Annotated in this window: 13 protein-coding genes and 1 tRNA gene; 9 read left to right on the forward strand and 5 right to left on the reverse strand. The window is 62.4% G+C overall.

Annotated features, from left to right (window positions below):
- Positions 1-6: 6 nt before the first annotated feature.
- Both ATK06_RS02580 and ATK06_RS02585 read left to right on the forward strand, forming a co-directional pair.
- Positions 7-909, forward strand: a complete 903-nt coding sequence (locus tag ATK06_RS02580; RefSeq protein WP_048378806.1) for a metallophosphoesterase — start codon at positions 7-9, stop codon at positions 907-909.
- 81 nt (positions 910-990) lie between these two features.
- Positions 991-1,067, forward strand: a tRNA-Pro gene (locus ATK06_RS02585).
- A gap of 46 nt (positions 1,068-1,113) precedes the next feature.
- Here the strand turns inward: ATK06_RS02585 and ATK06_RS11405 are convergent.
- The 3 genes from ATK06_RS11405 to ATK06_RS02600 are packed head-to-tail and all read right to left on the reverse strand — an operon-like array spanning position 1,114 to position 3,871.
- On the reverse strand, positions 1,114-1,821 hold the full coding sequence (locus ATK06_RS11405; RefSeq protein WP_048378804.1) for an excalibur calcium-binding domain-containing protein: 708 nt from the start codon (positions 1,819-1,821) through the stop codon (positions 1,114-1,116).
- Positions 1,822-1,868: 47 nt separating this feature from the next.
- Positions 1,869-2,456, reverse strand: coding sequence for a molybdenum cofactor guanylyltransferase (gene mobA / locus ATK06_RS02595; protein ID WP_098388792.1), 588 nt, complete (start codon positions 2,454-2,456; stop codon positions 1,869-1,871).
- Entirely contained in the window at positions 2,453-3,871 is a 1,419-nt protein-coding gene (locus ATK06_RS02600) for a YhgE/Pip domain-containing protein (RefSeq protein WP_048378802.1), read from the reverse strand. Before ATK06_RS02600 ends, mobA begins: the two co-directional genes overlap by 4 nt.
- A gap of 137 nt (positions 3,872-4,008) precedes the next feature.
- Here ATK06_RS02600 and ATK06_RS02605 point away from each other — a divergent pair, with 137 nt between their 5' ends.
- From ATK06_RS02605 to ATK06_RS02630, 6 genes are read left to right on the forward strand one after another with little or no spacing between them, the layout of a single operon-like run.
- Positions 4,009-6,990, forward strand: a complete 2,982-nt coding sequence (locus tag ATK06_RS02605; protein ID WP_048378800.1) for a DUF4040 family protein — start codon at positions 4,009-4,011, stop codon at positions 6,988-6,990.
- The gene (locus ATK06_RS02610; protein ID WP_048378798.1) at positions 6,991-7,440 is read left to right on the forward strand and encodes a cation:proton antiporter subunit C; all 450 of its coding nucleotides are present in this window, start codon (positions 6,991-6,993) and stop codon (positions 7,438-7,440) included. It abuts the gene before it with no gap.
- Position 7,441: 1 nt separating this feature from the next.
- Positions 7,442-8,965: a monovalent cation/H+ antiporter subunit D family protein gene (locus ATK06_RS02615; protein WP_098388793.1), complete on the forward strand. Its 1,524-nt coding sequence runs from the start codon at positions 7,442-7,444 to the stop codon at positions 8,963-8,965.
- Entirely contained in the window at positions 8,965-9,354 is a 390-nt protein-coding gene (locus ATK06_RS02620; protein ID WP_048378796.1) for a monovalent cation/H+ antiporter subunit E, read from the forward strand. The genes ATK06_RS02615 and ATK06_RS02620 overlap by 1 nt, the downstream gene beginning before the upstream one ends.
- On the forward strand, positions 9,351-9,623 hold the full coding sequence (locus ATK06_RS02625) for a cation:proton antiporter (RefSeq protein WP_048378794.1): 273 nt from the start codon (positions 9,351-9,353) through the stop codon (positions 9,621-9,623). The genes ATK06_RS02620 and ATK06_RS02625 overlap by 4 nt, the downstream gene beginning before the upstream one ends.
- Positions 9,623-9,934, forward strand: coding sequence for a Na+/H+ antiporter subunit G (locus ATK06_RS02630; RefSeq protein ID WP_098388794.1), 312 nt, complete (start codon positions 9,623-9,625; stop codon positions 9,932-9,934). Before ATK06_RS02625 ends, ATK06_RS02630 begins: the two co-directional genes overlap by 1 nt.
- 175 nt (positions 9,935-10,109) lie before the next feature.
- Here ATK06_RS02630 and ATK06_RS02635 read toward each other — a convergent pair whose 3' ends face one another.
- Positions 10,110-11,645, reverse strand: a complete 1,536-nt coding sequence (locus ATK06_RS02635; RefSeq protein WP_048379010.1) for a catalase — start codon at positions 11,643-11,645, stop codon at positions 10,110-10,112.
- 174 nt (positions 11,646-11,819) lie between these two features.
- On the opposite strand from ATK06_RS02635, the gene ATK06_RS02640 reads away from it, so the two are divergent.
- On the forward strand, positions 11,820-12,368 hold the full coding sequence (locus ATK06_RS02640; RefSeq protein ID WP_048378792.1) for an RNA polymerase sigma factor: 549 nt from the start codon (positions 11,820-11,822) through the stop codon (positions 12,366-12,368).
- Here ATK06_RS02640 and ATK06_RS02645 read toward each other — a convergent pair.
- A complete protein-coding gene (locus ATK06_RS02645) occupies positions 12,365-13,396 on the reverse strand; it encodes an aspartate-semialdehyde dehydrogenase (RefSeq protein ID WP_048378790.1) in 1,032 nt (343 codons plus the stop codon). The two genes, ATK06_RS02640 and ATK06_RS02645, sit on opposite strands and share 4 nt — an antisense overlap.
- Between the last annotated feature and the right edge of the window lie 15 nt (positions 13,397-13,411).

Consider the following 13,411-nt stretch of genomic DNA (forward strand, 5'->3'; position numbering starts at 1 on the left):
GTTCAGGTGAGTAACGCCAAAAAAATTCTGTCCCTCGCCGGCATCGGCGGTGCGGCGGCCCTCGGCGTCGCCGGGTGGGCCAATGCGGAGACCCACCACTTTAGGTTGCACGAGGTCACTGTCCCGCTTCTCGACGCCAAGGTGGCCCGCCGCTTGGGCGGGGAATTCACGATCCTGCACGTCTCCGACCTGCACATGGTTCCCGGGCAACAGGAAAAGATCGACTTCGTTAACGGGCTCGCGGACCTGCAACCAGACCTGGTTATTAATACTGGCGACAACCTCTCCGACGTTGGCGCAGTCCCCTACGCCCTGGAAGCGCTCCGCCCCCTACTTTCCATCCCCGGACTCTTTGTCTTTGGCACCAACGACTACTGGGCGCCACGCCCGGTCAACCCGTTGAAGTACCTGACGCGTAAGAAGCGCGAGCCTTCCTACGTGGACCTGCCGTGGCAGGGGATGCGCGCGTTCTTCCAGGAGCACGGCTGGATGGACGCCACACACAAGCGCCACGAGTTCGTCGCCTCCGGGCTGCGGATCGCCGCAGCGGGCGTGGATGATCCACACCACGACCTCGACGACTACTCCACCATCGCCGGTGCCCCACACCCCGACGCCGACCTGGCGATCGCACTCACCCACTCCCCCGAGCCACGCGTGCTGGAGAAATTCGCCGCCGACGGCTACGACATCGCCTTCGCCGGCCACACCCACGGCGGCCAGGTGTGCTTGCCCGGCGGGCGGGCGATCGTCACGAACTGCGAGATCGACCCGGCGCGCGCCTCCGGCCTGAGCGAGTTCGACGGCATGGCATTGCACGTCTCCAACGGACTGGGCACCTCCAAGTTCGCGCCGGTGCGCCTGTTCTGCAAGCCTTCGGCCACGCTGCTGCGGATCGTCGCGAAGTAGGGGCCTGCACGTTTTGGGATTAGGGCCAACGCGGTGCTAGAATGTCTCTTTGTTCGAAACCCTTATAGGTTCACCGAATATCGGGATGTGGCGCAGCTTGGTAGCGCACCTCGTTCGGGACGAGGGGGTCGCAGGTTCAAATCCTGTCATCCCGACCACACGGAAACCCGCTGCTACAACAGCAGCGGGTTTCAGCATTGCACCTTACTCACATGCGACGCCATCACCATCGCGGTCGAGCTTCGCCCGATAGCCTGGCTGGCCTGCATACAGCGGAGAAGCGCCAGCGGCGCGGGCAGCTGCACAATTTGGGTAGTAAGTATTCGCCGATGCGGGAGCCGGTGCTGGGGCAATAAAGCCTTGCATCTGCTGGTTCTGCTGGGCACGATCGGCTTCGGCGCTCATCTGGTCTGCACACTGCTGGGTCCAGTCCGTAGTTCCGTCGGTAAAGAAGGTAGTACCAGTTTCATGCACGCCGACTTCTCCGCAGTGGTCCACAGCTTTCTCTTCGATGGGCTCCGGGGTTGGTTCAGGCACACTGCTCGGGGTCCACGTCACGCGCACCTTCGTTGTAGACGTTGTCGTAGTTGTGGAAGTTTTCACGACGGTGGTAGTCGGTGTTGCTTCTCCAGTATTTAATTCTGCATCTGCACCACCCACGAATGCCAGCCCCGCACAAGCAGATACAGCAGATGCCGCACCCACGGCAGTCCAGTGTCGCTTCAACGGGACCGCACCGTTCTTCTCCCGACGTGCGTGGAGGAGCCACCACAGTCCGGGCAAGCCGAACGCGATGCCAAGCAGAACAAAAGCGATGAAGCTCAGTACGCTGCCAATGACAAGACCAAACAGACCCAAGACTATGAGCGCTGCCCCAATAAGAACCGAAACCAACGCCAACGCAAATTTCATGACGAGACCAACTTCTGACGAAAGAAAAGGATAAAAGCGCTTTTACCCTATACCTTCGGCCCCATCTCCACATCACCTAGCTCTGAGAGTTCTGACACAGAGTCGTAGTCCGCCTCCGCCCCATCACCGGGCACCTCCACCACGTTCGCGCCACGTAGCAGCGCCCGCGCAGAAACGTCCCGCACCTCTCCCAGAGAAGCCAGCGCCTCTTCCAATGCACCGCGGCGCCACACGGCGCACAGCGGTTGCAGGAATCCATCGCGGGATTGCACGACGGCGACGTCCCCATCCGGGCTAGCAAGAAGCGCCGCGTGCAACCCTGGTACCGCGGCAGCAGATGCGGGCGCGTCCACAGAAAGCACGGCCACATACTCGGCGGCACCGTCAAGCGCAGCCACGCCCGCGGCGATTCCGGCGACAGGCCCGCCGAACGGCGGGTCCTCAGAAACGCACCGAACGCCGGGGACCGAAAGGTCATGGGAGCTCACGGCTATCACTCTGCCTGCCCAGTCGGCGCGGAGGATGTCGGCCGTGAGGACGTCGATAAGCCTGGTGCCATTGAGCTGGACCTGTGCTTTATCATGGCCACCCATGCGGGTGCTGCGCCCGCCGGCGAGGACGATGACGTCGATCATGCTGCGTCAACCCAGTCCCCGCGGCGCCAGTGCCGGTACCCGGAGGCCACCCAAATTGCCGCGCCGGCCAAGACGGCGACGAGCGCCAGCACCGCGATCGCACCCCACACGAGGCCGCCCATCACACCGTTGCCGGCGGCAGAGAGCACGATCGTGCCGTAGTGCAAGGGCATCAGACCAGAGATCACGGTTGCCCAGGCGGGGACGTCCGCGGTGGTGGCGGTCTTCCACACCCATCCCACGATTCCGACCTGCACCACCGCGGTCACCATGACCACAGTCGCCGCGACCGCGCCCGACCAGGTGCGGGCCACCAACGTGGACAATCCGGCCGACGCGGCGGCCAGCAGCGCCAAGGCGAGGGCGGACACCGCGATACCGGCAGCACCCACACTGCTTCCCACCAGCGCGAAGAGGATCACGCCAGCCACAACGGTGCCGGCGCCAAGTACCCACCGCGCGGGACCGCGGCCCCACGCCACGAGCACGCCACCCAAAACTGCGAGTGCCGCGATAAGGAGCGCGTACATGGGGGCGATCTGGGAACCGGTGTCCTCCGGTGTGGCCTCACCGGACGCGACCTGGACCGCGGGGATTGCGCGCTGGATATTGGTCACGTTGTTCTTGTTCTGCTCCGCCATCTGGGCCAGGCGCGTGGTGCCGTCGACAAGCTCATCGACGCCACCGAGTGCGTCATCGACCCCACCCGTGGCTTCCTGGACGCGGGCGTTGAGCTCCTTCGCGCCCTTCGTGGCTGTGTAAATACCGTCGTGGTACGCGTACCCGGGGACAGCCAACTGGTTGGCCAAATCGCGGGAACCATCTTTCAGCCGCTTCAGCTGGTTCGTGACATCGTCGCCCATGGCGAAGGTCTCCACCTGGCCACGGAATCCGGCCAACTGTTCGCGCAGTTCCCCGGCGCGCGGGTCGGGGGAACTCTCCAATTCGCGGGCAATATGGTCGATCGCTTCGAGGAGTTGGCCCTGGACCACGGTCAGGCCAGTAATGCTGTCGACGGCCTGGCCCACGCCGTCGGCGAGTTCGGTAGCTCCACGCCCGAGTTGGCCGGTGCCGGCCTGGATCTGGTTCATGCCGTCGGCAAGTTCCGCGGTTCCGGCTTTCAGTTCGTCGAGCCCACCTGTGAGTTCGCCCACCCCGCCGGCGGCTTCGTCGACGCCACGTTTGAGTTCGTCTGCGCCCGTCGCTAAGAATCCTGCCTGCGTGCCGGCTTCACCTGCCGCACGGCGGGCGGTGACCAGGTCTGCGGGATTAATAGTATCTGTGGGGGCACCCGTGGCCTCGTCAGTGGTCCACGTCTTCTCTGGTGAGGCGCCGAAAGCCACGATGCCTACTGCTCCCAGAAGTAGCGGTAAAAAGGCCAAAATTGCGAGGATGCGCGCGGAGACTCGACTCATAGTGTAAAAATGTATCGCTTTCCTCTCAGGAAACGGTACAGGCGCACCGCGTCACCCTGCTAACCTTATGGCCATGTCTGTCTCTTAAGACAGTATGACCTTTTTCAACGAACTATGCGGGAAGTGCGAGGTACCTTGTGGCTCTCTTTTATCTTCTCGTGCTGACTGCGGCCGCCGTTGTGGTGTCGCCGCTTTTAGTGCGCGTACTCGATCGCGCCGCCGGTTATGTGCTTGGCCTGCTGCTTTTTGCAGCCGCCGCGCCGCTGGCAGTGCAGTTGCCCGCCGTTGCTCAAGGTGACGTACTTTCCTGGCATCGCACCTGGATCCCTAATTTCTTGGGTTCCGGGTTGGATGTCAATTTTGCGTTGCGTGGCGACGGCCTGGGCGTTTTCTTTGCCCTTCTAGCGTTGGGTATTGGCGGGGTTGTCCTTATATATTCCGCCGCTTATCTCCCTCGGCACGACGGGAATACCAGCTTCTACTTGATTATGACGGCGTTCACTTTAGCCGTCGTTATGCTGGTGCTTGCCGACGACGCCGTGGTCCTCTTCGTGGGCTGGGAGTTGGTCTCTATCGCCTCCTTCCTGCTCATCGCACGGTCGGGTTCCGGTGGTGAGAAGGGCTCGATGCGCACCCTGATCCTTACCTTCTTCGGTGGCCTGACCCTGTTGGCTGCGCTCGCGATTGCCGCGACCAGCGCCGGGACCACCAACCTGCAAGGCATCCTGAACTCGGAGGTGTGGGCACAGAACCACACGTTGACGGCGTGGCTGGCCGTATTGATCGCGGTATCCGCGTTCACCAAGGCCGCGCAGCTGCCGTTCCACTTCTGGCTGCCGGAAGCGATGGCCGCCGCCACACCAGTGTCCGCGTTCTTGCACGCGGCCGCCGTGGTGAAGGCCGGCGTGTACCTGCTGGTCCGCTTCTCTGGCATCTTCCACGACGTTGCCGTATGGAACTACCTGCTGGTCATCGTGGGTATTGTCACCGCATTCGTCAGCGCGGTGTACGCCCTGACGAAGACGGACCTGAAGAAGTTGACGGCGTACTCCACGGTCTCCCACCTGGGTTGGATCGTGGCGACGATCGGTATTGGTACCCGCGCTGCTCTCATTGCGGCCCTGGTACACACCTTGGCGCACGCCCTGTTTAAGTCTTCCCTGTTCATGCTCATCGGTGTCGTCGACCACGAGGCCGGCACCCGCGACACCCGCCGCCTGGGCGTGATCTGGAAGAAGATGCCGTTTACGTTTGGCTCGGCTGCGATTGCGGCCGCGTCGATGGCTGCGGTTCCGCCACTGTTTGGTTTCGTGTCCAAGGAAGGCATGCTCGCCGCATTTGAGGGCGGCCCGTTCGGTACGGCCGGCACGTGGCTGCTGCTCACTATCGCTGGTGTGGCTGCTCTGTTTACTTTCTTGTACTCGGCGAAGTATGTTTTCGGCGCGTTCGTCGATAAGGGCGTGGACGCCACCGCAGAGCGCGACGCGAAGGTCCACGAGGCACCCGTCGCACTGTGGCTTCCTGCCGCACTGCCTGGGCTGCTTTCCATCCCGCTGGGCCTGTACCCCGCCTTCCTGGATAACACCGTGGAAAGCGCAGTCACCTCGGTGGCTGGCCCCGCTGCCGCTGGCGAAGGCACGCACCTGGCGCTGTGGCACGGTATCAACGTGCCACTGATGATTTCGGTACTCGTGCTGGTCGTGGGCATCATCTTGGTGCTGCGCCGCCACCAGATTTTCCCGGCTTTCGAAGGCCGCGACTTCATGCCGTCCGGCAACCAGCTGCTCCACGGCCTGCTGCAGGGCCTGAACGCGTTTGGCAAGTTCGTGGGTTCCATGGCGAACTCCCTGAACCCGTCGCGCCACCTCATCTGGCCGGTGCTCACGCTGATTACGCTCATGCTGTTTACACTCTTGGGTACCTCCGGTGTGGATGGCATCGCGATGGCTCCGCGCGCCGAGGGCCTGGACAACTGGCAGGACCTCTTCCCATTCCTGATCATCACAATTTCGGTGGTCGGCCTGATGGTGACCCGCCACCGGCTCACCGGCGCCGTCCTGATTGGCACGGTGGGTGTGGGTATCACGTTCCAGATGCTGATCCTGGGCGCCCCGGACGTGGCGCTCACCCAGTTCCTGGTGGAAGCGTTGGTTGTGGTCATCATGATGATGGTGCTGCGCTACCAGCCTTCGCACTTCAAGCCGGTTCCGAAGCGCCAGACGGTCCGTTCCCTGATCGTGGCTGTCCTGGCTGGCCTGACCGCCTTCTTGGGTGTGTTCACTCTGCTTGGCCGCCGCGAGCGTTCCCCGCTGGCGATGTGGTTCATTGATAATGCCCCGGAGATTTCCGGCGGGCAGAACATCGTGGCCACGATCATCGTCGAGTTCCGTGCACTGGATACCTTGGGCGAACTGTCCGTGTTGGGTATGGCCGCGATCGTGATTGGCGCGGTGGTCAATTCGATGCCACGCATGCCGTTTGCAGTCGGTGAGCGTCCGCGCCCGTTCGGCCAGTCGATGCTCAACTCGGTTCCGCTGAAGAAGGGCATCACCATGGTGATCCCGGTTCTTGCGGTCTTGAGCGTCCTTGTCTTCTTCCGCGGACACAATGATCCGGGTGGTGGCTTCGTCGCCGCGCTGATTGCGGGCGCAGCACTGATGCTGACGTACCTTGCCAAGGGCCGCGACTCGATTATCTTCCGCCCGTCGACAGCCGCCTGGCTGACCGGCATCGGCATCGTCGTGGCGCTGGCCTCCGGCTTCCTCGGCCTGGCGTACGGTTCCTTCCTGTACCCGATCGGTTTCCACGTCTTCGGGCAGCACATGAGCTCCTCGCTCATCTTCGACGGCGGCATCTACCTCGCCGTTCTGGGTATGCTCACCCAGGCGATTAACTCGCTCGGCGGCTACCTCAAGCCGGGTGCCTGGTCGGTGAAGGCCACGGACTACTTCCGGGCCGACGGTTCCCCATTGCTTATCGACGACCACGTGGAACTCACCCCAGCCTTCCCTGAACCCATTGAGCCGAACCCTTTACCGGCAGACTCCGGCCCCGATCGTGTGGCCGCAGAAAATGCCGTGAGCAGTTCTTACACCGTCACCCAAGGAGGTGAGCGCTAAATGATTATGGCGTTAACAATTGGCGTCCTAGTCACCGGCGCCGTGTACCTGATGCAACAGCGTGGCCTGGTGCGCATCGTCTTTGGCATGCAGCTCATGGGCCACGCCGGTAACCTCATGCTGCTGGCCGCCGGCGTCGGCGCGTGGCGTGGCGAAGTCTTCCCCGACCGCGCCGACATGGCCGATGCCGCCGACCCCCTTCCCCAGGCTTTCGTGCTGACGGCCATCGTGATTTCCATGGCCACCGCAACGATCCTGCTGACCTATTCGGCGTTGGGCCGCTCCGACGACACGCGCGTCAAGGACCCGTTCAACGACGACGTCCCGCAAACCAACCTGGAACCAATCGCGACCACGGGTTGGGCGCGGCAGACCGAAGAGGACCGGAAGGTCGTCGCACAGCATCAAGAAGCCCAGTACCGGGCACAATTAGCACAGAAGGAGGACTGACGTGGATATTGTTCTTCCTCTCTTTGTCGCGATCCCGCTGTTTTCTGCCGCGTTTGCCGTGATGGCACCGTGGAAGTGGCTGCGTGACGCACTGCACCTCCTCCTGCCTGGCGCTTCCCTGATTGCTGCCGTGTGGCTGTTCATCTACACCGGCGAGCACGGCACGATGGCCCACAACGTCGGTCTCTTCCAGGAGGGCGCCGCGATTTCGTTTGCCGCTGACCAGTTCAGCGCCATCATGATGATCACCACCTCCCTGGTGACCCTGGTGGCGAACTGGTTCGCCAGCGCCGTCGGGGAAACGCGCTCCAAGTACTACCCCGCCCTGACGCTGATCCTCCTGACCGGTGTGAACGGAGCACTGCTGACCGCGGACCTCTTCAACTTCTTCGTGTTCATTGAGGTCATGCTGCTACCGTCCTACGGACTTATCGCGCTCAGCGGCACTAACGTCCGCCTGGCCGTGGGCCGCACCTTCGTCCTGGTGAACCTTGCGGCCTCGACGCTGCTGGTGATCGGCGTGGGCTTCGTCTACGGCGTGACGGGCACCGTGAACCTAGCCGCGCTGCAGGGCGTGGCCGCGGGCAACGGCCCGGCCGTCGTTGCGATGGGCATTGTGATTATCGCCGTGGCCACCAAGGCTGGTGTCTTCCCCGTCCACACCTGGCTGCCGCGCACGTACACCGGCACGTCGGCCGCGGTGATGGGCTTGTTCTCCGCGCTGCACACCAAGGTTGCGGTGTACATGCTGTACCGCATCTACGTGGTCATCTTCGACCTCGAGGACCGCTGGAACTGGCTGATCATCGCCCTGATGGTGATCTCTATGCTCATTGGTGGTTTCGCGGGCTTGGCGGAGAATTCGATCCGCCGCGTGCTGGCGTACCAGATGGTCAACGGCATGCCGTTCATCCTGGTCATGCTGGCCTTTACCTCCGGCAATGCGCACCTGGCGCTCACTGGTGGCCTGCTGTACGCGCTGCACCACATGGTCACGGTCGGCGCCCTGATCCTGACCTCGGGTGCGATCGAGGAAACGTACGGCAGCGACAAGTTGGATAAACTGTCCGGCCTGATGCGCCGCGACCGCTGGGTAGCCTTCCTGTTTGCTGCCGGCGCGTTCTCCGTGGTGGGCTTCCCGCCGTTCTCCGGCTTGGTAGGCAAGGTGGCCGTGGTCTTCGGCGTGGCCCAACCCGCGTCGGGCGCGTCCTGGCTGGTCATCGCGGTGATTATCATTGCCAGCTTCGGTGCGTTGCTATCCATGCTGCGCGTATGGCGTGAAGTGTTCTGGGGCGCCCCGATGCAGAACCAGCCGGCAGACCTGCGCATCACGTTCGCGCATTCCGCCCCGGCGACTGCCCTGATCGGTGTGTCGCTGGCGATGTTCCTCGGCGCCGGCCCCGTGGTGGGTGCTGCCCAGGACGCAACGGCCCAGCTTCTCGACGTCCCCGCCTACACCACCGCCGTCTTAGGCGATGATCCCGTCGGCGTCCCCGACATGACAGACCTACAAGGAGGCCGCTAATGCATGTCATCGGCTATGCCCTGTGGCTGATTAAAGAAATCTTCGTCTCCGGCTTCGGCCTTGCGTTCACTGCCGTGTTCCGGCCGGGCAACATTGACCCCTGCGTGGTGCGTTATCCGCTGCGGGTCACCAGCGACTGGCAGTTGTACTGGTTTTCTTCCTCCATCACGGTCACCCCGGGCACCCTATCCCTGGGGTTCCGCGAACCGACCGAACCCGGCGGCCCGCGCTACCTGCTGGTCCAGGCCGTTGAGGGTTCTGACCCGGCGGCGGTCGTCGACTCACTGGCCGACATGGAGGCCCGCCTGGCTCCCTCGGTGCGCGATGTTCCGGTGGGCGCGTGGAGCGTCGATAAGCAGTACGAGGATCTGAAAGGAGCACGCAAATGACACCATTTGAATGGGTGCTTGTCATCGCAGCAGTCCTGATCGCGGGCTCGATCATCTCCGGGCTGGTCCTCATCGTGACCACGAAGGACCCCCTGACCCGCGCGGTCCTGTCCGACCTGGCGTTCTACGGCATGATCTGCCTGTACCTGGTGTGGACGCTCAACAATCAAACTTCCATCGCCTACGACATCATGATCCTGGCAGCACTCGCCGGTGGCGTCCTGCCGACCCTATCGATGTCGCGCATCATCTCGAGGGGGCGCCGCTAATGCAGATTGTTATTTCCATCCTGGTCATCGTGGCCGCCCTCATGGTCGTGGCCACCGCCGTCGCCCTGTGGCGCGCCCCCGACGCGCTCACCCGCGTCAACGTGCTCGGGCCCACCGTCTCACTCGCAGTGCCGCTGCTCATTCTGGCTGTGGTGCTTAACGACGTCACCTCCGGCGGCCTCCGCCCCAACGAATGGATCCGGGCGATCCTCGCCGTCTGCGGCGTATGGTTCATCGGAGCGATTGGCTCCTTCTACATCGGCCGCTCCATCTACGGCGTAACCGTCCGCGACCCCGGCTCCGAAGCCTAAACGGCACGTTAAGAGGCGCCCAGGTTATTCTGGGCGTCTTTTTCGTGCGCAATCTTGTGCTCGAGCGCAGCCATGCCTTGTACGACCACATATTTCGGCACGACAGAGGAGGGCCCAAGAATAGGAAGAAGCCCGGAAGCGTGGTGCTTCCGGGCTAGTGCGTTCCAGTTACGGTTTAGAGGCCGTTTGCCTGGTGCTTTGCGTCTTCCTTGGCCTTGGTGAAGAGTTCCTTGACGCGTGCGCCGAGGTTCTCGTCGACCTGGGTCCAGTACCAGTAGCAGCGCTGCTCAACTTCTTCGGAGACGCCGTTCATGGCGCCGACGATGTTGTTGGCCAGCTCTTCCTTCTCCTCGTCGTTGTAGACGTCGCGGTAGAGGGTGCCTGCCTGGCCGAAGTCGTCGTCTTCAGCGTGCTTGACGTACGCTGCGCGGGTCAGATCCGTGCCGTGTGGATCTGGGTTGACGTAGACGTCTTCTGCCTGGCCGTAGGTGGTGTGGTTCGAGGACGAGGTTTCGCCGTCATCCAGGTAGCCTGCACCGTAGCCGTAGCCGTTTGGCGAATACGTCGGCTTTGCGCCGGAGTTGTAGTAGTACGCCATTGGGCCCTCGTGCTGGTAAGTGTTACGCGGTGCACGGGACTGGTTGATCGGCAGGTGGCGGTAGTTCGGTCCGATGCGGTAGCGCTGCGCATCCGCGTATGCGAAGATGCGGCCCATGAGCATGCGGTCCGGGGACAGGCCAATGCCTGGGACCAGGTTGGATGGGTCCAGAGCCAGCTGCTCGATCTGAGCGAAGAAGTTCTCTGGGTTGCGGTTCAGCTCGAAGTAACCGACCTTGATGCGTGGGTAGTCCTTCTGGGACCAGGTCTTGGTCAGGTCGAATGGGTTGAAGCGGTAGTTCTCAGCTTCGTCGAAAGGCATGACCTGAACGTAGACGTCCCACTTCGGGAAGTCGCCTGCTTCAATCGCGTTGTAGAGGTCCTCGCGCAGCCAGTCGGCGTTCTTGCCGGCCATCTCTTCAGCCTCGTCCGCGGTGAAGTTGTGGACGCCCTGCTGGGAGATGAAGTGGTACTTGATCCAGACTGGGGTGCCTTCTTCGTTGATCCACTGGAAGGTGTGGGAACCGTAGCCGTTCATGGTGCGCTCGGAGCGTGGTGTGCCACGGCCGCCCATGAGGTAGGTCACCTGGTGTGCGGATTCTGGGGTGCGGGTCCAGAAGTCCCACTGCATGTCAGCGTCGCGCAGACCATTCTTGCCCAGGCGCTTCTGGGAGTGGATGAAGTCTGGGAACTTGATCGCGTCACGCAGGAAGAAGGTCGGGGTGTTGTTGCCGACGATGTCGTAGTTGCCGTCTTCGGTGAAGAAGCGCAGTGCGAAGCCGTGGACGTCGCGCCAGGTGTCTGGGGAGCCCTGCTCACCAGCAACGGTGGAGAAACGTGCAACCATTGGGGTGACGGTGCCCTTCTGGAAGAGGCCCGCCTTGGTGTACTGGGAGACGTCTTCGGTGATGTGCAGTTCGCCGAATGCGCCGTTGCCCTTTGCGTGTGGGTTGCGCTCTGGGACGCGCTCGCGGTTGAAGTGCGAGAGCTTCTCAATCAGGTGGATGTCGTTGAGAATGGTTGGCCCCTGTGGGCCTGCGGTGACGGAGATGTTCTCGGAAGGAACTGGCGCGCCGTTCTCGCGACGGGAGTGTCCTTCAACGTCTGGGGACATGCCGGTGGTGGCGATGTCTTCTACAGAAGCGTTCTTGTCATGAGCCATGATTTATAACCTCCCTGGAATTAATCTTGCTCAATTAATAACCAACGCTAACCATCTTACCCACATTGATAGGTCCGGCAACTAAGCATGAACTAACTTTTACTCCCCCCTGCTAATCTCATTTTTGTGAAGTATGACGCCGCTGCTCGTGACGAGCATGTCACGCGCCTAGCACTCGCGGCTGGGGGCGGTGACCGGCGCGCTCTCACTGAATTTATTAAGGCAACGCAGGACGACGTCTGGCGTCTCATCGCGCATCTCGGGGGTGTGGACATCGCCGACGACCTCACGCAGGAAACCTTTTTGAGGGCAATGAAAAGTTTGCCCAAGTTCAAAGCACAGGCTTCCGCACGCACCTGGCTACTCTCTATCGCGCGGCGCACATGGGTGGACAACATCCGCCACGACATGGCCCGCCCCCGGAAATCGGCCACCGAAATTGAAGACGCAGCCGCCGAGCGCCCCGCACTGTCCAGCGGGGAGGCTCAGTGGTCGCAGATGATGGATGTAAAAATGCTTCTCGACGCCCTACCGGAGGAACGTCGAGAAGCATTAGTACTCACGCAAGTTTTGGGCTACAGCTACGAAGAAGCAGCCCGCATTGCAGGTGTCCGCGTGGGGACCATCCGTTCCCGGGTGGCCCGCGCCCGCAAAGACCTTATCGAAGGCTCTTAAACAAGCAGTTCAGCAATCTGTACGGTGTTCAGCGCGGCACCCTTGCGCAGGTTATCGCCGGAGACAACGAAGACCAGGCCGCGCTTGTCGTCGCGGGACTGATCCTGGCGGATGCGGCCCACGAGGGAATCGTCCTTGCCCGCTGCTGCGAGTGGGGTCGGGACCTCCACGACGGTCACGCCGGGCGCTGCCTCGAGGACTTCCTTGGCTTCCTCGGGGGTGATCTCGTTCGCGAACTCAGCGTGCACGGTCATGGTGTGGCCGGTCAGGACGGGGACGCGGACGCAGGTGCCGGAAACGCGCAGGTCTGGGATGCCCAGGATCTTGCGGGATTCGTTGCGCAGCTTCTGCTCCTCGTCGGTTTCGCCGGAGCCGTCGTCCACAAAGTTGCCGGCCATCGGCAGCGCGTTGAACGCGATTGGCGCAACGTAGGGGCCGAAGTCCTCAGGCGCCATGACGGAGCCGTCGTGGACCAGCTTCTCGGCGTCGTCGCCAATTTCTTTCACCTGGTCGAGCAGTGCGCGCACGCCAGCCAGGCCAGAACCGGACACTGCCTGGTAGGAGCTCACGTGCAGGCGGGTCAGACCAGCCTTCTCGTGGAGCGCCTTGAGCACGGGCATGGTTGCCATAGTGGTGCAGTTCGGGTTCGCAATGATGCCCTTCTTCAGGTCCTTGACCTGCTCAGGGTTCACCTCGGACACGACCAGCGGGACCTCGGCGTCGCCGCGCCATGCCGAAGAATTATCAATCACGGTCACGCCGGCCGCAGCGAACACTGGAGCCCACTGCTTGGACGTCGCGCCACCCGCGGAGAACAGCGCGATATCAATATCCTTGATGGAATCCTCGGTGACCTGGGCCAAATCCTCGACGACGACGTCGTGGCCAGCGAACTCCAAAGTCTTGCCGGCAGAACGCGAGGACGCGAACAGGCGCAGCTTATCCGCCTTGAAACCGCGCTCCTCGAGGATTTCACGCATGACGCGGCCAACCTGGCCGGTAGCTCCAACAACTGCAACAGTGGTCATGATGTCCCTTTCTTA

Origin of the sequence: Corynebacterium renale (genome assembly GCF_002563965.1) — a bacterium.
GTDB lineage: Bacteria > Actinomycetota > Actinomycetes > Mycobacteriales > Mycobacteriaceae > Corynebacterium > Corynebacterium renale.

Excerpts from the sequence above, each read along its gene's own strand:
- ATK06_RS11405 (WP_048378804.1), bottom strand. The coding sequence starts at position 1,821 with ATGAAATTTGCGTTGGCGTTGGTTTCGGTTCTTATTGGGGCAGCGCTC.
- mobA (WP_098388792.1), bottom strand. The coding sequence starts at position 2,456 with ATGATCGACGTCATCGTCCTCGCCGGCGGGCGCAGCACCCGCATGGGT.
- ATK06_RS02600 (WP_048378802.1), bottom strand. The coding sequence starts at position 3,871 with ATGAGTCGAGTCTCCGCGCGCATCCTCGCAATTTTGGCCTTTTTACCG.
- ATK06_RS02610 (WP_048378798.1), top strand. The coding sequence starts at position 6,991 with ATGATTATGGCGTTAACAATTGGCGTCCTAGTCACCGGCGCCGTGTAC.
- ATK06_RS02620 (WP_048378796.1), top strand. The coding sequence starts at position 8,965 with ATGCATGTCATCGGCTATGCCCTGTGGCTGATTAAAGAAATCTTCGTC.
- ATK06_RS02625 (WP_048378794.1), top strand. The coding sequence starts at position 9,351 with ATGACACCATTTGAATGGGTGCTTGTCATCGCAGCAGTCCTGATCGCG.
- ATK06_RS02630 (WP_098388794.1), top strand. The coding sequence starts at position 9,623 with ATGCAGATTGTTATTTCCATCCTGGTCATCGTGGCCGCCCTCATGGTC.
- ATK06_RS02635 (WP_048379010.1), bottom strand. The coding sequence starts at position 11,645 with ATGTCCCCAGACGTTGAAGGACACTCCCGTCGCGAGAACGGCGCGCCA.
- ATK06_RS02645 (WP_048378790.1), bottom strand. The coding sequence starts at position 13,396 with ATGACCACTGTTGCAGTTGTTGGAGCTACCGGCCAGGTTGGCCGCGTC.